Source organism: Caballeronia cordobensis, assembly GCF_001544575.2.
Taxonomy (GTDB): domain Bacteria; phylum Pseudomonadota; class Gammaproteobacteria; order Burkholderiales; family Burkholderiaceae; genus Caballeronia; species Caballeronia cordobensis.
On the sequence record NZ_FCNY02000002.1, the window covers coordinates 281,838 to 298,866 of the forward strand.

Consider the following 17,029-nt stretch of genomic DNA (forward strand, 5'->3'; position numbering starts at 1 on the left):
TCGAACAAGTACGTCTCGCCGTCCTTCGTCATGCAGAATAGTCATCGGTGCGTTCAGAAAATTCGAATATCGCTTGCGGTCCCGTTCTTTGCACCGGACTTACTCTTACTGCATGACGGCTGGTTCCAAACAGGGACTCGGCCAGGGAGCCATCGTGAAAAACCTGCTGAGCAGAAGAGGTAGCTTGCTCGACAATCCGCCTTCGTTTCTCGTGCGCCAGAAGGCAAACGGTCCAATCCGGATGACCTCGCCTGAAATCGCCGAAGACGTGTCTTTGAACGAAGAAATGTCGGACGCCGCGCCCGTCACGCGCGTGACGCCTTTACGGCCTGCCGCGGTGCCGTCGCAATCCGTGGGCGTTCAGTCCTTGCAGGCCGGCCAGATCGCCGAAGTCGAATGGCTGATTCAGCAAGGCTCGCTCTCGACGTTTCGCACGTTTCAGAGCTTCTCCTACCGCGCGAGTCTGTTGTTTTCGGCGCGCGAACTGATTTATTACGCGGTGCTGTATCACGAGGACGCGGTGTGGCGCGTGTTGAAGGCGGGCGAAATCAATGCCGCCGAGCCGGCGTTTCGACATTTCGTCGAGCAGGCGATGCGTCTCGCCGATAACGACATGCGGCGCGCGCATCTCGAAGCGCAAAACGATCAGCTAGCGCGTCTTATCGAAGAGTCGGAGGCGCAAGTCGAGCGCGTGCGCACGGATTTGCAGCAGGGCAGCCAGCACGACCAGGAAGTTGCGCTGAAGCAGCAGGAGGTCCGCAAGGAACTGGCGCAACTCGAAGGCCGGCGGGTCGCTGCGCAGGCGCAACTGAACAAGGCGCAGCGCGCACTTCATCAGTTGAACGCAACGGTCAACGACAGCGTGCCGCATCTGCCGTCGCTTCGATGAGACGGTACATTCTTTCGTCCGAAGAAAACTTCGCGACTTCGCGTAAAATCGCCAGTTCGAGCAGCTAGTCGAATCGTTCGGCATACTCTGGGCCGAACTTGGCGATATATGTACTGAGCCCGCGTCCGGCGCGGGCCAGACGCTTCATTTCCTCGACGCGCGTGCGACCGGGCACGCGATAGTCATACAAGTATGTCCCGCCGCTCGCGAAGCGAACCTTGATGCCGTCGCGCAGGATGTCGAATGCTTCGACGCCCGAATTGCCGGCTAGATTCTCATAGGGTTGCATAGTGTTTTCAGTCTCGCACGCACGCAAACGATTGCGTCGCCGGGGCGGACCTAAAGTTTCGTCGGCAGGGACCGTTAAGGGTGTCATGGATAAAGATCAATTCCCGTTCCTCGACTCGGACGACCCGCACTTTCAGCACGCGCGCGCGCTGAGCCTCTCGGTCGGTGCGATCCGTCGTGCACAGGGCAAGTGCAATCCGCACGACTTCCCGGTCGGCTCGCTCGAATGGCATTTCGCCATCGAGGACTTCGCAGGCGACGTCCTGCGCGCGCTGATGGGCGAGACCGAAGGCGTCGACATTCAGGTCGGAGAGCGCCCGCTCGACTGACCGCGCGCACGCGCTTTCGTTCCGGCCGCCTTCCGGCGGCGATTCCCTTTTGTTATAGCTTCACGCCGCCCGATTCGGGTGCGTCCACGCCGCCGGGCGGGATCGCGCCGCTCTGGCCGATGTCGCGCGTGCGATCGTTCGACCAGTACGGCTCGCGGCCGTAGTGCTGATGCACGGTGCTGGCCCAGACGCGGTCCGCCATCGACGGCCACGAATCCTTGTCGAAGCCCGGCGAGTTGCGCACCTGCTCCGCGGTCGCATCGAGGCGAAAGCAGCGGTTGTCTGTGTCGAGCGTGAGCGCGCTCCACGGCACGGCGAGCAGCTTGTCGCCGATGCCGAGAAAGCCGCCGCTCGACAGCACCGCATAGGCGATACGCCCGCTCGTCACGTCGAGCATGATCTCCTTGAGCGAGCCGACGTCGTGCCCGTCGCTGCTCATCACCGAATTGCCGTCGAGCGTGCTCGCGGCCATCACGTCGGGTCCGGGGCCCGCGGCCGTCGCCGCACCCTTGCCGACGATCTTCGCGCCGGCCTCAGATGATTCCATCGATTGATCCATGATCCGCTCCTTGCTGACAGGTTTGTGTGGAGGCGTCGCCTTTCACGCATTGTGTTCAGCAACGGACGTACCCATGACGCGTCATGGCCGTCTGATAAGCTCGCAGTTCGTTCAATCGCCTGCCGCCCATGATCGCTTTCGAGGAGTTGCTCGCCGTCGCGTACAAGAAGGAGCGCTTGCAGAGCCGCCGGCTCGCCAGGGGCGCGTCGATTTCCGAGCACGCGGCCCTCGTCAGGACACTGCAAAAGGCCGCGGGCGAGCAGTCTTTGCAAGATTTGATCGATGCGCGCCGCGCCGGGCAAGACCGCCATGCGGATGCGTTGCGCGCAAGAGAGACGCGGCGCGCCGAACGCGTCGACGAGGCGAAGCGGCACAGGCATCGCGTCGAGACAGAGGGATGGCGCGGCTGGTTCGACGGCTCGGCGCTGCCCAATCCGGGGCGGCTCGGCATCGGCGGCGTGCTGGTCGGGCCGCTCGGCGCGACGGTCGAGATCAGCGCCGCAATGGGCACCGGCGACAGCAGCGCGGCGGAATATCTCGCGCTCATCGCGCTGCTTGAAGCGGCGCTGCGCGAAGGCGCCGCCGATATCGTGATGTATGGCGACAGCCGCGTCGTCATCGACGACATGAACGCGCCGCAGAACGCGGGCATCCGTTCACTCGCGCATCACGCCGCGCGCGCCCGCGCGCTCATCGCGCGAATCGGCGATGTACGGCTGCAGTGGGTGCCGCGTGCGCGCAACGTCCGCGCGGACGAGCTGTCCCGCGCGGCGCTCGAATCCACCGGCGCGGCCGCTGAAGCGGCGTGAAGCCGGTACGAGACGCCGTCACGTCAAATCACGGACGTCCGCCGTCGGCGTGTCGCCGAACGCATCGCTCAACAGATAATCGACCACCTTGCGCGCCGACGCCTCCGGCGTCGCTAGCTGACCGTCGCGCTTCAGGGCGTCGAAGCGTTCGCGCATCGGAAAGCGCGCGAGATCGGCGCCGCGGATTTCCGCCTGCATGTCGGTATCGACGACGCCCGGCGCGACGCTGCAGATGCGCAGCGCGCGGTTGCCGTCGAGCGCGACCGCGCGCGCGTGATGATCGAGCGCCGCTTTGGTCGCGCAGTAGACGCTCCATCCCGGATACGCGTTGCGCGCCGCGCCGCTGGAAATATGGACGATGCGCGTATCCGCCGCCTGCGCGCCGGCCTGAACGACGGCGGCCGCGAGCGCCATCGGCGCGGCCACGTTCACGCTGACCGCGCGCGCGACGGCCGCCGGGTCCTGATCCGCGAGGCTGCCGACCGGCGCGAGCAAACCCGCATTGTTGACGAGCACAACGCGCTCTGCTCCCGACAGGAAGCGAGGCAAGGTGTCGCCCGCCAGCCATTCGGTGAGCCGCGTCAGGTCGGCGAGATCGAATTCGACTTCGTGCAGCTTGCCGGGATGACGCGCGGCGAGCTCGGGATTGCGCGTGCGGGAGATCGCGAGTACGTCCGCGCCTGCTTCGAGCAGCAGGCGGGCGAGCGCGGCGCCGAGCCCGCGAGTGTGACCTGTGAGGATGGCGCGAATCGGGAGAGACATGGGCGTGACCGGGTTGGGTTGGCTGAAGGCGCCTCGATTCTAGCGGCAAGCTCGCGCGCACGCCGGCTACGCTCAAGCGCGCGGATTCGGCAAGCTGAAACGTTTGGCAGACGGTCGTTCGTTGGTTCCGGGACACAGAAAGGCGCGGACGCGTTTTTTTGACTGACAAGCCCCGTCACAGAACTGACAATCTTTCCTGAGCCGAGAACTGCCGGAGACTTACATGCCAATCCGCCCGAGAGCGAACCGAACCGCGCCGATGACTTCCGAAAGCGCGCGCGTCGCCGGACGCACGCTCCCGGTATCGATGACCCTGCTCGCGACGCTCATCGGCATGCCGGCGGCGGCTTACGCGCAAAGTTCGGTGCAGCTGTACGGCGAGCTCGACGCGGGTCTCGCCTACGTCAACAATGTGGGCGGGCATTCGCAATATCGCCTGACGTCGGGCACGATCGACGGCAGCTACTGGGGCCTGCAAGGGTCCGAGGATCTGGGCGGCGGCGCGCGCGCGATCTTTCGTCTGGAGCGCGGCCTCTCGGTCGCGACGGGCGAGGGCATCAACGATCATCCGATGTATGTCGGCATCGGCAGCGACAAGCTCGGCACCGTCACGTTCGGTCATCAATACGACTCGATCCACGATTATTTCCAGACCTTCACGCTGACCGGCACCACCGGTGGCACGGCCTTCGCGCACGTGCTCGACAACGACAACGCGAACAACTCGTTCCTCGCCGCGAACTCCGTCAAGTACACGAGCGCGACCTACGGCGGCTTCAGCTTCGGCGGCCTGTACGCGTTTTCGAATCAGGCAGGCGCGTTTTCGAACAATCGCGCATACAGCGTCGGGGCGAGCTACTCGGCAGGCTCGTTCAACGCAGGCGCCGCGTATCTGCACAACAACGGCCGCGGCAACACGACGAGCGGCGCCTACGATTCGCTCACGCTGCCCGGCCCGGCCAACACCGTCTTCAACGCGAACGTGCAGCGGCAGAACACGTTCGGCGTCGGCGCGAGCTACGAACTCGGCGAATTCACGCTGAGCGGCGCGTTTTCCCGCGCGATCAACGCAGGCGTGACCGATGCCGATACGGGCGAAGCGATGCCGTCGCTCGCGCTCAACAACTACGAGATCAACGGCATTTACAAGCTCACGCCCGCGATCGTGCTCGCCGGCATGTACGTGTACACCAACGGCGGCGGCGCGCACTGGCACGAGGGCGGGCTGCAGGTGGACTATCTGCTGTCCAAGCGCACGGATGTCTATGTCGAGTCGATCTATCAGCGCGCGTCCTCGGGCGCGCCGGCCGTGATCAATACCAACGATCCGTCGAGCGGCCGCAATCAGCTGATGTTGAGCACGGGCATCCGTCATCGTTTCTGACGCTTTTGTGGACACGCCGCGCGTGCTAACTTGACGGTCTCGCTTCAGCCGGTCCGCAGGTGTCCCATGTCGCTCCAGACCTTCTCGCTTTTCCTGCCCGCGTGCTTCGCCATCAATATGGCTTTCGGGCCGAACAACGTGCTGTCGCTATCAAATGGGGCGCGCGAGGGCGTGCGCGCTTCGGTGCTGGCGGCGTTCGGGCGGATCGTCGCATTCGCGATCATGATCGCCATTGCTGGGCTTGGGCTCGGCGCGTTGCTGCTCGCGTCGCAGTCACTCTTTACCGCGATCAAGTTCGCGGGTGCCGCGTATCTCGTCTGGATCGGCGTGAAGCTGATCCGTTCGGGGCCGTCGCTCGTCGTGAAGGAAGAGGGCGGCGCGCGCGGGCCGGTAAGCCTCGCGCGGCTCACGAAGCAGGAATTCTGGGTCGCGGCCGGCAACCCGAAAGCGATTCTCGTCTTCACGGCGTTCTTCCCGCAATTCGTCGACAGCAGCGCCTACGCGACGAGCTTCGCGATTCTGGGCGCGACGTTCCTGCTGCTCGAACTGGTGGCGATCTTCATCTATGCCGCGCTCGGCGCGCGCCTGGGAACGCTGTCGCGCGGCGCGCGCGGCTTCACCTGGTTCAATCGGGTAAGCGGCGCACTCATGATCGGCTTCGGTGTGATGCTGGCGTTCGTGCGACGGCCGGCGAGCTGAATTCGCGCACGGCGCAATCGAGATAATCGCAAGAATTATTACGTTGACGGATAGTCGCCGCATATTTGCGGGCGAGCAAGATAGCGGTTGCTGGTTTGCGATAATCGCGCCTTCGTCGCGCAAAATCGATGTTTCGCTTATTAGTGCATTCAGCGCTTTGAAGCACACCGATTCGCTTATCGCTGTTTGAAGGATCTTCTCCGATGCATACTCACTCGTCCGGCGGCACGCAGACGCGCTCGTTCACGACCGTCTTCCTGATCGAAATGTGGGAGCGCTTCGGCTATTACGGCATGGCCGCGCTGCTCGTGCTTTTCATGGTCGATCAGATCGGTTTCGCCGACGACCGCGCCAATCTGACCTGGGGCGCTTTCACGGCGCTCGTGTTCTCCGCGCCGTCGATCGGCGGCTGGATCGGCGACAAGGTGCTCGGCGCGCGCCGCACCATGACCGCGGGCGCAATCGTTCTCGCGCTCGGCTATCTGATGCTCGCGCTGCCGGTCAACACGCTCGGCTTCATGTATGCGTCGCTTGGCGTGATCGTCGTCGGCAACGGGCTGTTCAAGTCGAACGCGGCGAATCTCGTGCGCCGCATCTACGAGGGTGACGACGCGCGCATCGACAGCGCGTTCACGATTTACTACATGGCCGTGAACATCGGCTCGACCTTTTCGATGCTCGCGACGCCGTGGATCAAGGACCATTGGGGCTGGCACGCCGCGTTCGCCGTCTGCGGCGGCGGCATGGTGCTCGGCCTGCTCAACTTCGCGGTGATGCGCCGCACGCTCGCGCGCATCGGCTCCGCGCCGGACGATCAGCCGATCCGCTGGAAGGCCGTGATCGCGGTCGCGGCGGGCGGCATTGCACTCGCCGTCGCGACGGTCTTCATTCTGGAACACAAGGCGGTGGCCGTCGCCTGCGTGTATGCGGCCGGTATCGCGATTCTCGCGATCTTCGGCTACATGCTCAGGAAATGCGATCCGGGCGAGCGCTCGGGCCTCATCGCGGCGCTGATCCTGACGCTTCAGGTCATCCTGTTCTTTGTGTTCTATCAGCAGATGTCGACGTCGCTGACGCTGTTCGCGTTGCGCAACGTCGATCCGTCGTTTTCGGTCGGCGGCGTGGAATTGTTCACGTGGAGCGCGGCGCAGTTTCAGGCGCTCAATCCGATCTGGATCATGTTGCTGAGCCCGATACTCGCGTTCGTTTATACGCGGCAGGCACGGCGCGGCCGCGACATTCCGGTGGCCGCGAAGTATGCGCTGGGCTTCGTCGTCGTGGCGATCGGCTTCTTCGTGTTCAGTGCGAGCGGGCGCTATGCCGTGGACGGGCGCGTGTCGTCTTGGTTCATGGTGGCGGGGTATGGCCTGTATTCGCTTGGCGAGCTGCTCGTGTCGGGTCTCGGTCTCGCGATGATCGCGCGCTATGTGCCCGCCCGCATGAGCGGCTTCATGATGGGCGCGTATTTCGTCGCGACGGGCGTGTCACAGTATCTCGGCAGCGTCGTCGCCAACTTCGCGCGGATGCCGTTGGGCAACCTCGAAGCGGTTCAATCGCTGCCGCTCTACACGCAACTGTTCTTCGGGCTCGGCTGGCTCGCGACGGGCGGCGCGGTTGTCGCCATCGTGCTGCTGCCGCTGCTTGGAAGGCTGTCGCGGGCGCATCAGCGCGCGGTGGAGGAGGCGCTCAACGCGACGCCGCCGCTGGGTACAAAAAGCGTTTGACGTTCGGGAATAGTTCAGTCTATAATTCAATTCTTCAGACGCGGGGTGGAGCAGTCTGGCAGCTCGTCGGGCTCATAACCCGAAGGTCGTAGGTTCAAATCCTACCCCCGCAACCAAATCATCAAGCAAAGAGCCCGGTTCAGCCGGGCTCTTTGCTTTTGTGCGTGGGTTTTGCGAGGTTCGTGAGCCGTTGCGCTCCATATAGGTCTCGTCCCTCGCGGAAGCCTATTCAGGCCTCCCAAAAATCACACCCCCAACACAAAAAGCCCGCATGAGCTTCCACTCACACAGGCTTCATGCAATCTTGCCAACTATCATCGATGGGGCGCGCAACCGAAAGTGCGCACATCCGCGAGCTTTCGCGCGACCTGCACGCGAAACCGCGACCCGACCGATCTCAGGTTGCGATGCCGATTTCTTTCCGACAAACGAGGGCAGTGCGCCCCGCGTCGATCAATAGAACTTCTTCGGCAGTTGCGCGCGACGGATCTGCTTGCGCAGACGAGCAACAGCAGCAGCTTTCTTGCGCTTGCGCTCGGTGGTCGGCTTCTCATAAGCCATGCGCGACTTGAGTTCTTGAATCAGGCCCGTGCGTTCGACGGTACGGCGAAAACGACGCATGGCGACGTCGAAAGGCTCGTTCTCTTTCAACAGTACTTTAGTCATTGAAATCTCGGTTGATCTGGCCCTGCCAGAATTTAGGGCAAAGCGCAATTGTACACTTTTTGAGAGTCACCCTGCACGCACTTTGTACGGAAACATGCGCATGCGGACTCGGGAATCACATCGTAGGTCGTTGAATCAAGACGACAATCCCCAAATACCCGCGTCCGCGGGCTCAGAACCCGCGCGAGCGGGCCGGGCGCACGGGCGGCGCGGCCTCGCGCGTTTCCGGCTGATCGATCGTCACGTCCGAGCGCGCCAGCGCGACGCACGGCAGAATCCAACCCTCGGCCTTTTCCTCGGCGGTGAGCCCCGGCCATTCGACGCGATAGGCGATCTCGCCATTGACCAGCCGGCACATACAGGCGCGGCACGTGCCGTTGCGGCACGAGCGCGGCAACGACAGCCCCGCGCGCAACGCCGCTTCGAGCAGCGTCGCGCCGTCGCTCACCGCGACGAAATGCCCGGCCGGCTCGATGATCAGCGCGAACGCGCGCGCATCGTCGCTCATGCCTGAACCTCGACGCCCGCGCGGCCGTTGGTGAGATCGCGCAATTCGGCGGCCGCCGGCTCGCGTGCGGCGGCGGCCATCCGCGCAACGAGGCGCACGGTCATCCCGTATTCGCTTTGCACGAGTTCGGCATCGTGCTGCTCGATCCATCGGCGCACGCGCGCTTCGTCGGCGTAGTCGATTTCGATGCTGATGAGCCCGCGCTCGATCCGCTCGACGCGTTCGGCCCGCTGCATCGCGCTCGCGATCGCATCGGTGTAGGCGCGCACGAGGCCGCCCGCGCCCAGCTTGATGCCGCCGTAGTAGCGCACGACGGCGGCCAGCACGCCATCGACTTCGTGATGCCGCAGCACTTCGAGAATCGGCCGCCCGGCGGTGCCGGAAGGCTCGCCGTCGTCGGACATGCCCGACTGTCCGCCCGCGAGCAGCGCCCAGCAGACGTGCGTCGCGGCCGGATGCTCGGCGCGCAGGCGTTCGAGCTCGCGCATGGCTTCATCGCGATTGGCGACGGGAATCGCGAGCGCGATGAACCGGCTCTTGCGAATGTCGATTTCAGCGCTGACGGAAGAGGCGAGGGTATAGGTCGGCAAGGCTCGAAGGGCTCGGAAACGCGTAAGGCAAAGATCGAATCTTATCGAAGCGGCGTCAGGACGCACCGAGCGCGCGCTGCATCAGCACGGAATCGACCCATCGGCCATGCTTGAAGCCGACGCGGCGCAGCACGCCGACATGCTCGAAGCCGAGCCGCGCATGCAGCGCGATCGATGCGGCGTTGCCGCTGTTGCCGATCACGGCGATCATCTGCCGCCACGGGCCGCGCTCGCATCGTTCGATGAGCGATTGCATTAGCGCGAGACCGATGCCGCGCCCGCCGTGGCCATCGGCGACATAAACCGAATCCTCGATCGTATGCCGGTAAGCCGAGCGCGGCCGGTACGCCGACGCATACGCGTAGCCCGCCACCGCGCCGTCGAGTTCGGCGACGAGATACGGCAAGCCCGCCGCGGCAATCGCCGCATGCCGCGCGCGCATGTCGTCGGCGGAAGGCGCGGTCTCCTCGAAGGTCGCGAGCGCGTGCTCGACGTAATGCGAATAGATGCGTGCGATGGCGTCGAAGTCGCCGGAAGCGGCGTCGCGAACGAGAAGGCGAGGGCGATCGTGTGAAGCCATGTCTGTCATGCGGAGGGAGTTAAGCGCGGTTTCTGGTCTGGCAATTTTCGCACGGTGCGCGAACGGCAAAAAAAGCTTCGGCGGGCCGTGCGGAAACCCACCAACGCGCCTAGCTTTCGGGCAAAGAAAACGTTGAATCGGGCGATGCGCGGCCCCTACACTAAGTCGTTTGTCCGAGACTGCGCGAGGGGCGGCGCGAACGAGGCCGACGGCGTCGGGCAGGAAACGAAAAAACGTGCGCGCGACATGCCTCGCGCCGCGGTCCATAACAGGCAATGAACAATATTCAACGTGGCGCGCTGGCGGCGCTTCTGATCGTCATCGTTTTGATTGCGGCGCTCGCGCCGGCGGGGATCGGCTTTTTGTTCGCGCAGCGCAGCCAGCGGCACGAGGAGAGCGAACGCCTCAAAACCGTCGCGAATGCCGCGCTCAATCGCGCCGAAGACGTGACGCGACGCCTGTCCGGCGCGCTCTGGGAAATCGGCAAGGTGGCGGCCGCGCCGTGTTCGCCGCCGTATCTCGATGCGCTGCGGCGCATCGCGCTCACGCACGAGCAGGTGCGCGATGCCGGCGCTTACGATCGCGACGGGCGCTGGCAATGTTCGTCGCTGCTCGGCGCGGTGTCGGCGGGCACGCTCGACGGCCTCACGCTGCCCGCGCCCGACTGGCGCTCGCGTGACGGCGTGATGGCCTGGTACGGCCTCGCGCGTCTGCCCGGCGGCAAGACCTCGCTCGTGATGGGCCGCGATGGCTTTTACGTCGCCGCCGACCCATCGCTTTACGTCGACAGTCTCGAATCGCTCGGCGATCCCGCGAGCGGTGTCGGCGTCATCAACACCGAAGTGAGCCGCGTGATCGCGACCACGCCCGCCACCGACGCCGCCGCGATTCTCGCGGTGTATCGCACCGCGCGGCGGCCCGCCGCCGCGCCCGCATGCGACTGCCAGCCGTACGTCGTGCGGCGCTCCGCGTCGATGCCGCTCGCGGTCGTCGTGAGCGCGCCGCAGCAGAGCTTGCGTCAGCGCGCCCGCGCGCTGCCCTGGGGCTGGTTGCTCGGCGGCCTCGCGGCGGGGCTGCTGGTCGCGGGCTGGGCGGCGTTTTTCATCGTGCGCAGGCTGTCGCCGCGCGGCCAGCTGAGCGATGCCGTGCGGCGGCATCAGTTCATCGTCGCGTATCAGCCGATCGTCGATCTCGGCACGCGGCGCTGCGTCGGCGCCGAAGCGCTCGTGCGCTGGAAATACCACGACCGCATTGTGCGGCCCGATCATTTCATTCCGCTCGCGGAGCATCGCGGGCTGATCCAGGCGATCACCGATCAGGTGCTCGACACGATCCTGCTCGAACTCGGCGAGTTTCTTAAGCGCTACCCGGAGTACTACGTGTCGGTGAATCTCTCCGCGCCGGATCTCACGACGCGGCGCTTTCTCGACGTGCTCGGCCCCGCGATCGCGCGACAGGGCGTGCGGCCGCAGCAGATCCGCATCGAGGCGACCGAGCGCAGCTTTCTCGACGCCGACGCCGCCAAGGAAGTGATCAGCGCGTTCCGGGACGCGGGCCACGCCGTCTATCTCGACGATTTCGGCACCGGCTATTCGAGCCTCTCGCATCTGCAGACGTTTCGCATCGACGGGCTGAAGATCGACAAATCTTTCGTCGATACGATCGGGCAGGACGCGGCGTCGTCGAGCGTTGCGTCGCATATCATCGACATGGCCGCGACGCTCGACGTGCAGGTGATCGCCGAGGGCATCGAGCGCGAGGAGCAGGCGGTGTATCTGCATGCGCGCGGCGCGCGCTTCGGGCAGGGCTGGCTCTTCTCGCCACCCCTTTCCGCGGCGGAATTCATCCGCTATGCAGGGAAGACGCGCGGCGCTTGATCGAGACTGAATCGTCCTTATTTAGGATGTTTCCAGACGAGGCCCGACCATGAACGATCAGACAGCCACCGCTTTTCTGCGCGACGTGCGGCATCCGCTGCTCGCGCTTCATCGCAGCGTGCTCGCGCATCTGCGCGCGCGCCACGAGGCGGAGTTCGGGCCGGTTTCGCCGGGCGAATTCCTGCAGATCGTGATCAACGGCTCGGCGTATCGCTGGCTCACGCCGCTCTCGACGCTGATCGCCGCCCTCGACGATGTCCTCGACGACGACGAAGCCACCGCCGAGGCGCGCATCGGGCACGCGAAGGCCGTCGCCGGCATGTTCAGCGCCGGCACGCGCGATCCCGTTTTCGCGGAGCAATTTCTGCCCTTGCTGCAGGACAGCCCCGACATCGCGGTTGCGAACGGGCAGGTTGCGCAGCTCGTGCGGTCTATCGAAAAAGCGACCTGAAAAGCGCAATTTCCGCACGCCGCGCGCGTGCGGGTTTTCCAGCCTGTCCGGTGCGCGGCGCGTTGCGCGGCGGGCGCCGGACCGCGGCGCGGCTCGCCTGGCCGCCGTGCTGCAATGCAACAAGAACGCGCCCTCGCAATTGAGCGTTTGATTTTCGCTTGCGAGTATCGCCGCCAATCGACGGAGCGGCGTTCACATTCAGTCACGCGCGCTCCGCTTCTTTCCACGAAAGACGATGGAGGCGCCTCTTGTTCCTATACGGCTTCGGTCCGCTCCTTTGGGCGGGCGCCAAAGAGACGCTCGCGCTCGCGGTGCTGTCTCTCGCGGTATCGGTGCTGCTCGGCCTCGCGGGGGCATCCGCGAAACTGTCGCGTCATGCGCCGCTGCGCGGCATCGCGACCGCGTACACGACGCTCATCCGCTCGGTGCCCGATCTCGTCCTGATGCTGCTGCTTTTCTACAGCATCCAGATCGCGGTGAATCATCTCACCGATGCGTTCGGCTGGAATCAGTTCGACATCGATCCCTTCACGGCCGGCGTGCTCACGCTCGGTTTCATCTACGGCGCGTATTTCACCGAGACGTTCCGCGGCGCGTTTCTGGCGGTGCCGCGCGGCCAGCTCGAAGCGGGCAGCGCGTACGGCATGAGCGGCATGCGCGTGTTCGGCCGCATTCTCTTTCCGCAGATGATGCGTTTCGCGCTGCCTGGCATCGGCAATAACTGGCAGGTGCTCGTGAAGGCGACGGCGCTGGTGTCGATCATCGGTCTCGCCGATGTCGTGAAGGCCGCGCAGGACGCGGGCAAGAGCACCTTCAACATGTTCTTCTTCATTCTGATCGCGGCGCTGATCTATCTCGCGATCACGAGCGCATCGAACCTCGTGCTGATGGCGCTCGAACGGCGCTATTCGATCGGCGTGCGGCATGCCGAACTCTGACCCACGCTAAACGAGACAAGCCATGATCCAGATCCTTGCCGAATACTGGCGCCCGTTTCTCTATTCCGACGGCATGCGCGCCTCGGGCCTCGTCGTCACGCTGTGGCTGCTCGTGGTGTCGATCGCGCTCGGTTTCTGCGCGGCGGTGCCGCTCGCCTGCGCGCGGGTATCGAAAAACCGCTGGCTCTCGACGCCCGTGCGCCTCTACACCTACGTGTTTCGCGGAACGCCGCTCTACGTGCAACTGCTCCTGCTCTACACGGGCATGTACAGCCTCGAATTCGTGCGCACGCAGTCGCTGCTCGAAGCGTTCTTCAAAAGCGGCTTCAACTGCGCGATTCTCGCGTTCGCATTGAACACCTGCGCCTATACGACGGAAATCTTCGCGGGCGCGATCCGCGGGATTTCGCACGGCGAAGTGGAGGCCGCGCGCGCCTATGGCATGAGCACCTTCACCATGTACCGCCGCGTGATCCTGCCGTCCGCGCTGCGCCGCGCCTTGCCTTTGTACAGCAACGAAGTGATCCTGATGCTGCACGCGACCACCGTCGCCTTCACCGCGACCGTGCCGGACATCCTGAAGGTGGCGCGCGACGCCAATTCGGCGACCTATCAGTCGTTCGAATCGTTCGGCATCGCGGCGCTTTTGTACATCGCGATTTCGTTTGCGCTGGTCGCGGCGTTCCGGCGTGCCGAGCAGCGCTGGCTCGCGTACCTGCGGCCGGCCGGCACGGCCCGCCGCGTCTGAGAGTTAGAATTCGAAGCCATGCATCACACCCTGTCATCACCCGAGGAGAAAGCGTTGGAGCCAACCGCCAAAGACGTCGCGATCAAGCTCGTCGCCGAGGACATTCACAAGCGCTACGGTGACAACGAAGTGTTGAAGGGCGTCTCGCTCGCGGCCAAAGCGGGCGATGTCATCAGCATCATCGGTGCGAGCGGCTCGGGCAAGAGCACGTTCTTGCGCTGCATCAACTTTCTGGAGCGGCCGAACGCGGGGCAGATCATCGTCGATGGCGAAGCCGTGCGCACGAAAGCCGACAAGTCCGGCAATCTCGAAGTCGCCGATCACAAGCAGTTGCAGCGCGTGCGCACCAAGCTCGCGATGGTCTTTCAGCACTTCAATTTGTGGTCGCACATGACCGCCATCGAGAACGTGATGGAAGCGCCCATTCACGTGCTCGGCGTGTCGAAGAAAGAAGCGGAAGAGCGCGCGCGCGAGTATCTGGAGAAAGTCGGCCTGCCTCCGCGCGTGGAGAAGCAGTATCCGTCGCATCTGTCGGGCGGGCAGCAGCAGCGCGTCGCGATTGCGCGGGCGCTTGCGATGCATCCCGATGTCATGCTCTTCGACGAACCCACGTCCGCGCTCGATCCCGAACTCGTCGGCGAAGTGCTGAAGGTGATGCAGCGTCTTGCCGAGGAAGGCCGCACGATGATCGTCGTCACGCACGAAATGGGTTTCGCGCGCAACGTGTCGAATCACGTGATGTTCCTGCATCAGGGCCGCACGGAAGAAGAGGGCGCGCCGTCCGACGTGCTCACCACGCCGAAGAGCGAGCGCCTGCGTCAGTTCCTTTCGGGCAGTCTAAAGTAACGTGACGCTGCAAGTTGCGATCGTCGCGCTGCCGCCGGTGTCGATGAGCGGCATCGCGCCGATCGTCGATACGCTGTCGCTCGCCAACGAAATCGACGGCCATCGTCTCTACGAGTGGCGCATCTGTTCGTGGGACGGCCGCCCCGTGCCGCTTTCCGGCGGCGCGCAGCTTCCCGCCGACTGCGCGTTCAACGACGCCGTGCGCTGCGACTGGCTCATCGTCGTCTCGGAGCGCTATCAGCAGTTCGCGGACTACCGGCTCTTTCTCGCGAGTCTCGCGCGCGTGGCGCCGCGCACGCCGCTCGTGTCCGGCATTCATCATGGCGTGTGGTGGCTCGCGATGGCCGGGCAGCTCGCGCAGTATCGCGTCGCCGTGAACTGGGAGACGTACCAGCAGTTCACCGAGCAGTTCGAGCGCGCGATCGTCAGCCAGCAGATTTTCGAAATAGACCGCGACCGCGCGACCTGTTCGGGCGGCCAGGCGAGCATCGATTTCATGCTCGCGATGATCGCCCGCGATCACGGGCAGGATCTCGCCGAACGCATCGCGGACTCGCTTGGCGTCGGCGTATTGCGCGCGGGCACGGAGCGTCAGCGCATTCCGTTCGTGACCGCGCCGGGCGAGCGTCATCCGCGTCTGAACGATGCGCTGCAACTGATGGAAGCGAACGTCGAAGACCCGCTCGCCACCGATGAAATCGCGAGTCTCGTCGGCATTTCGCGCCGTCAGCTGGAACGGCTTTTCCGGCAATATCTCGGCGCGATGCCGTCGAAGTATTACCTCAATCTGCGGCTCACGAAGGCGCGCACGCAGTTGCAGCGCACGAGCAAGTCCGTCGTGCAGATCAGCCTCGCGTGCGGGTTTTCGTCGGCGGCGCATTTTTCCAATGCGTATCGCGACCGCTTCGGCGTGACGCCGCGCGAAGAGCGCCGCAACTGGATCGAGAAGCAGCGCGGCGGGGCCATCGACGAGCCGCGCGGCGGCGCGCTCATCGAGCCGCCGGGTTCGGATTAAAACGGCCTGAAAACTGCAAAAAAGCCTATCGAAGCATGTCGCGATCGCGCAAGACGGATTGCGCGCGATTGCCTAATATCGAACCTATCGCACGAAAAACCGATGCTCAAAACCGAGGAGTGGCTCATGACCGACATCAATGTGAATCGCGGTACGTTCGACGAAGTGATGGTTCCGGTGTTCGCGCCGGCCAATTTCGTGCCCGACCGGGGCCGCGGCTCGCGCGTGTGGGACACGGAAGGCCGCGACTATGTCGATTTCGCCGGCGGCATTGCGGTGACGGCGCTGGGCCACAGTCATCCCGAACTGCTGAAAGTGCTGCATGAGCAGGGCGAGAAGCTCTGGCATATCGGCAACGGCTACACGAACGCGCCGGTGTTGCGCCTCGCGAAACGCCTCACCGAGCTCACCTTCGCCGACCGCGCGTTCTTCGCGAACTCGGGCGCGGAAGCGAACGAAGCCGCGCTCAAGCTCGCGCGCCGCTATGCCATCGACAATCACGGCAACGACAAGATCGAGATCATCTCGTTCACGCAGTCGTTTCACGGGCGCACGTTCTTCACGGTGAGCGTCGGCGGCCAGCCGAAGTATGCGGAAGGCTTCGGCCCGCAACCCGCGGGCATCCGTCATCTGCCGTACAACGATCTGCCGAAGGCGCTCGAAGCCATCGGCCCGAAAACCTGCGCGGTGATCGTCGAGCCGGTGCAGGGCGAAGGCGGCGTGCTGCCCGCCGATCCCGCGTTCCTCAAGGGCCTGCGCGAAGCGTGCGACAAGCACGGCGCGCTGTTGATTTTCGACGAAGTGCAGACCGGCGTCGGCCGCACGGGCACCTTCTACGCGTACATGCAATACGGCGTGACGCCCGACATCCTCACGAGCGCAAAGGCGCTTGGCAACGGCTTTCCGATCGGCGTGATGCTCACGACCAACGAGATCGCCGCGCACTTCAAGGTCGGCGTGCACGGCACGACGTACGGCGGCAATCCGCTGGGCGCGTCGATCGCGGAGAAGGTCGTCGAACTCATCAGCGATCCGAAACTGCTCGAAGGCGTGAACGAGCGCAGCCGCGCGATCAAGGCGCATCTCGCGCGCATCAACGAGCGCTTCGGCCTGTTCAGCGAGATTCGCGGCCGCGGTCTCCTGATCGGCGCGGAACTGAACGAAACGTACAAGGACCGTGCGAAGGACGTGCTCAATGCGGCGGCGGCGAACGGCGTCATCATGCTGATCGCGGGGCCGAACGTGCTGCGCTTCGCGCCGTCGCTCATCATGCCGATGGCCGATCTCGACGAAGGCTTCGCGCGCATCGAGAAGGCGATCGAGCAGGTGGTCGGCACGGCCGCCGTCAAGTAAGGAACGGAACCCGA

At 64.5% G+C, this 17,029-nt stretch carries 20 protein-coding genes and 1 tRNA gene; 14 read left to right on the forward strand and 7 right to left on the reverse strand.

The features are described 5' to 3' along the window. Positions 1-154 precede the first annotated feature (154 nt). Positions 155-889 (forward strand): DUF2968 domain-containing protein, encoded by a 735-nt coding sequence (locus AWB70_RS04750; RefSeq protein WP_063786675.1) that lies wholly within the window; start codon positions 155-157, stop codon positions 887-889. Positions 890-953: 64 nt separating this feature from the next. Here AWB70_RS04750 and AWB70_RS04755 read toward each other — a convergent pair whose 3' ends face one another. Further along, positions 954-1,178: a hypothetical protein gene (locus tag AWB70_RS04755; protein WP_053567855.1), complete on the reverse strand. Its 225-nt coding sequence runs from the start codon at positions 1,176-1,178 to the stop codon at positions 954-956. An 85-nt stretch (positions 1,179-1,263) separates the two neighbouring features. On the opposite strand from AWB70_RS04755, the gene AWB70_RS04760 reads away from it, so the two are divergent. After that, entirely contained in the window at positions 1,264-1,506 is a 243-nt protein-coding gene (locus AWB70_RS04760; RefSeq protein ID WP_014191017.1) for a hypothetical protein, read from the forward strand. A 52-nt stretch (positions 1,507-1,558) separates the two neighbouring features. Here AWB70_RS04760 and AWB70_RS04765 read toward each other — a convergent pair whose 3' ends face one another. Next, a complete protein-coding gene (locus AWB70_RS04765) occupies positions 1,559-2,065 on the reverse strand; it encodes a PRC-barrel domain-containing protein (RefSeq protein ID WP_053567856.1) in 507 nt (168 codons plus the stop codon). 128 nt (positions 2,066-2,193) lie between these two features. Between AWB70_RS04765 and AWB70_RS04770 the strand changes: the two genes are divergently transcribed. Further along, the gene (locus AWB70_RS04770) at positions 2,194-2,874 is read left to right on the forward strand and encodes a reverse transcriptase-like protein (RefSeq protein ID WP_053567857.1); all 681 of its coding nucleotides are present in this window, start codon (positions 2,194-2,196) and stop codon (positions 2,872-2,874) included. An 18-nt stretch (positions 2,875-2,892) separates the two neighbouring features. Here AWB70_RS04770 and AWB70_RS04775 read toward each other — a convergent pair whose 3' ends face one another. Next, entirely contained in the window at positions 2,893-3,636 is a 744-nt protein-coding gene (locus tag AWB70_RS04775) for an SDR family oxidoreductase (RefSeq protein ID WP_053567858.1), read from the reverse strand. Positions 3,637-3,895: 259 nt separating this feature from the next. Between AWB70_RS04775 and AWB70_RS04780 the strand changes: the two genes are divergently transcribed. The 4 genes from AWB70_RS04780 (at position 3,896) to AWB70_RS04795 (ending at position 7,559) form a co-directional block, all read left to right on the forward strand. Next, complete coding sequence (locus tag AWB70_RS04780) at positions 3,896-5,020, forward strand: porin (protein ID WP_053567859.1); 1,125 nt, start codon at positions 3,896-3,898, stop codon at positions 5,018-5,020. A gap of 66 nt (positions 5,021-5,086) precedes the next feature. Next, positions 5,087-5,719: a LysE family translocator gene (locus tag AWB70_RS04785; RefSeq protein WP_053567860.1), complete on the forward strand. Its 633-nt coding sequence runs from the start codon at positions 5,087-5,089 to the stop codon at positions 5,717-5,719. Positions 5,720-5,922: 203 nt separating this feature from the next. Then, positions 5,923-7,443, forward strand: coding sequence for a peptide MFS transporter (locus tag AWB70_RS04790; RefSeq protein ID WP_053567861.1), 1,521 nt, complete (start codon positions 5,923-5,925; stop codon positions 7,441-7,443). A gap of 39 nt (positions 7,444-7,482) precedes the next feature. Continuing rightward, positions 7,483-7,559, forward strand: a tRNA-Met gene (locus AWB70_RS04795). 337 nt (positions 7,560-7,896) lie between these two features. Here the strand turns inward: AWB70_RS04795 and rpsU are convergent. The 4 genes from rpsU to AWB70_RS04815 all read right to left on the reverse strand — a co-directional run bounded on the left by rpsU (position 7,897) and on the right by AWB70_RS04815 (position 9,796). Continuing rightward, a complete protein-coding gene (rpsU, locus tag AWB70_RS04800) occupies positions 7,897-8,109 on the reverse strand; it encodes a 30S ribosomal protein S21 (RefSeq protein WP_006999077.1) in 213 nt (70 codons plus the stop codon). 172 nt (positions 8,110-8,281) lie between these two features. Then, positions 8,282-8,617: a 2Fe-2S iron-sulfur cluster-binding protein gene (locus AWB70_RS04805; protein WP_053567862.1), complete on the reverse strand. Its 336-nt coding sequence runs from the start codon at positions 8,615-8,617 to the stop codon at positions 8,282-8,284. Further along, the gene (locus AWB70_RS04810; RefSeq protein WP_053567863.1) at positions 8,614-9,207 is read right to left on the reverse strand and encodes an IMPACT family protein; all 594 of its coding nucleotides are present in this window, start codon (positions 9,205-9,207) and stop codon (positions 8,614-8,616) included. The genes AWB70_RS04805 and AWB70_RS04810 overlap by 4 nt, the downstream gene beginning before the upstream one ends. 55 nt (positions 9,208-9,262) lie before the next feature. Then, positions 9,263-9,796, reverse strand: coding sequence for a GNAT family N-acetyltransferase (locus AWB70_RS04815; RefSeq protein ID WP_014191026.1), 534 nt, complete (start codon positions 9,794-9,796; stop codon positions 9,263-9,265). A gap of 266 nt (positions 9,797-10,062) precedes the next feature. Between AWB70_RS04815 and AWB70_RS04820 the strand changes: the two genes are divergently transcribed. The 7 genes from AWB70_RS04820 to AWB70_RS04850 all read left to right on the forward strand — a co-directional run bounded on the left by AWB70_RS04820 (position 10,063) and on the right by AWB70_RS04850 (position 17,015). Next, a complete protein-coding gene (locus tag AWB70_RS04820; protein WP_053567864.1) occupies positions 10,063-11,664 on the forward strand; it encodes an EAL domain-containing protein in 1,602 nt (533 codons plus the stop codon). A gap of 49 nt (positions 11,665-11,713) precedes the next feature. Further along, entirely contained in the window at positions 11,714-12,115 is a 402-nt protein-coding gene (locus AWB70_RS04825; protein ID WP_014191028.1) for a hypothetical protein, read from the forward strand. A 248-nt stretch (positions 12,116-12,363) separates the two neighbouring features. Next, entirely contained in the window at positions 12,364-13,053 is a 690-nt protein-coding gene (locus tag AWB70_RS04830) for an ABC transporter permease (RefSeq protein WP_053567865.1), read from the forward strand. A gap of 22 nt (positions 13,054-13,075) precedes the next feature. Next, positions 13,076-13,801, forward strand: a complete 726-nt coding sequence (locus AWB70_RS04835; RefSeq protein WP_053567866.1) for an ABC transporter permease — start codon at positions 13,076-13,078, stop codon at positions 13,799-13,801. Positions 13,802-13,819: 18 nt separating this feature from the next. After that, positions 13,820-14,647: an ABC transporter ATP-binding protein gene (locus AWB70_RS04840; protein WP_045450441.1), complete on the forward strand. Its 828-nt coding sequence runs from the start codon at positions 13,820-13,822 to the stop codon at positions 14,645-14,647. Positions 14,648-14,690: 43 nt separating this feature from the next. Continuing rightward, positions 14,691-15,662, forward strand: a complete 972-nt coding sequence (locus AWB70_RS04845; RefSeq protein ID WP_235024148.1) for a GlxA family transcriptional regulator — start codon at positions 14,691-14,693, stop codon at positions 15,660-15,662. A gap of 126 nt (positions 15,663-15,788) precedes the next feature. Then, on the forward strand, positions 15,789-17,015 hold the full coding sequence (locus tag AWB70_RS04850; protein ID WP_053568116.1) for an aspartate aminotransferase family protein: 1,227 nt from the start codon (positions 15,789-15,791) through the stop codon (positions 17,013-17,015). The last annotated feature ends 14 nt before the right edge of the window (positions 17,016-17,029 follow it).

What these genes read in the sequence shown, in the direction of transcription:
- AWB70_RS04850 (WP_053568116.1), top strand. Translation starts at nt 15,789, where the DNA reads ATGACCGACATCAATGTGAATCGCGGTACGTTCGACGAAGTGATGGTT.
- AWB70_RS04835 (WP_053567866.1), top strand. Translation starts at nt 13,076, where the DNA reads ATGATCCAGATCCTTGCCGAATACTGGCGCCCGTTTCTCTATTCCGAC.
- AWB70_RS04755 (WP_053567855.1), bottom strand. Translation starts at nt 1,178, where the DNA reads ATGCAACCCTATGAGAATCTAGCCGGCAATTCGGGCGTCGAAGCATTC.
- AWB70_RS04825 (WP_014191028.1), top strand. Translation starts at nt 11,714, where the DNA reads ATGAACGATCAGACAGCCACCGCTTTTCTGCGCGACGTGCGGCATCCG.
- AWB70_RS04785 (WP_053567860.1), top strand. Translation starts at nt 5,087, where the DNA reads ATGTCGCTCCAGACCTTCTCGCTTTTCCTGCCCGCGTGCTTCGCCATC.
- AWB70_RS04780 (WP_053567859.1), top strand. Translation starts at nt 3,896, where the DNA reads ATGACTTCCGAAAGCGCGCGCGTCGCCGGACGCACGCTCCCGGTATCG.
- AWB70_RS04815 (WP_014191026.1), bottom strand. Translation starts at nt 9,796, where the DNA reads ATGACAGACATGGCTTCACACGATCGCCCTCGCCTTCTCGTTCGCGAC.
- AWB70_RS04820 (WP_053567864.1), top strand. Translation starts at nt 10,063, where the DNA reads ATGAACAATATTCAACGTGGCGCGCTGGCGGCGCTTCTGATCGTCATC.
- AWB70_RS04770 (WP_053567857.1), top strand. Translation starts at nt 2,194, where the DNA reads ATGATCGCTTTCGAGGAGTTGCTCGCCGTCGCGTACAAGAAGGAGCGC.
- AWB70_RS04805 (WP_053567862.1), bottom strand. Translation starts at nt 8,617, where the DNA reads ATGAGCGACGATGCGCGCGCGTTCGCGCTGATCATCGAGCCGGCCGGG.
- AWB70_RS04765 (WP_053567856.1), bottom strand. Translation starts at nt 2,065, where the DNA reads ATGGATCAATCGATGGAATCATCTGAGGCCGGCGCGAAGATCGTCGGC.
- AWB70_RS04845 (WP_235024148.1), top strand. Translation starts at nt 14,691, where the DNA reads ATGAGCGGCATCGCGCCGATCGTCGATACGCTGTCGCTCGCCAACGAA.
- AWB70_RS04790 (WP_053567861.1), top strand. Translation starts at nt 5,923, where the DNA reads ATGCATACTCACTCGTCCGGCGGCACGCAGACGCGCTCGTTCACGACC.
- rpsU (WP_006999077.1), bottom strand. Translation starts at nt 8,109, where the DNA reads ATGACTAAAGTACTGTTGAAAGAGAACGAGCCTTTCGACGTCGCCATG.
- AWB70_RS04775 (WP_053567858.1), bottom strand. Translation starts at nt 3,636, where the DNA reads ATGTCTCTCCCGATTCGCGCCATCCTCACAGGTCACACTCGCGGGCTC.
- AWB70_RS04840 (WP_045450441.1), top strand. Translation starts at nt 13,820, where the DNA reads ATGCATCACACCCTGTCATCACCCGAGGAGAAAGCGTTGGAGCCAACC.
- AWB70_RS04760 (WP_014191017.1), top strand. Translation starts at nt 1,264, where the DNA reads ATGGATAAAGATCAATTCCCGTTCCTCGACTCGGACGACCCGCACTTT.